Below are 487 nucleotides of genomic sequence, written 5' to 3'. Positions count from 1 at the left end.
TCTTGAGGATATCCGCGCTCGCTTCAACGTCAGCTTGTAGCTGCTCTAGCCCATCTAGCAAGTTCTCACCATTGCGCTCAAGCGTTAGCTTCATCAACTCTGGGTTAGTCGCAATGAAGTTACTAGGAGAAAGAGCATTGATAGCCTGACGTGAAAAGAACGCCACACGTTCCTTGGTTTTCTCGTCTATGCCTTCGATTGAATTAATGGTGTCTATATAGCTTTTGCTGAATAACAAATAAGACTGCTTGATAAAGCTGTAAAACGGGTCATTTTTCCACGCTTCATCAATAAAGCGTTTATCACTGCGCTCTTCAGTAATGACGCTTTCGGTATTACCCATCAGTGCGGCATTTTGCCAAATCTTAAGTTGCTGTTCCCACCACTGGGATTGTAACTGAAGGAGAACGGCGGGTTGGTTAGCGGCTTGCTCGAAGATTTTTGACGCATCATCAAAATTCAACTCTTGCATCGCTTGATTTAGGGG

1 pseudogene is annotated in these 487 nt (G+C 44.6%); it reads right to left on the bottom strand.

From position 1 onward, the window contains the following. Positions 1-487, bottom strand: a pseudogene (locus AB4486_RS23965) (class I poly(R)-hydroxyalkanoic acid synthase); the annotation flags it as partial.

The organism is Vibrio sp. 10N.222.55.C6 (assembly GCF_041473395.1).
GTDB lineage: Bacteria > Pseudomonadota > Gammaproteobacteria > Enterobacterales > Vibrionaceae > Vibrio > Vibrio crassostreae_C.
This window is presented reverse-complemented; position numbering and strand designations above follow the sequence as displayed.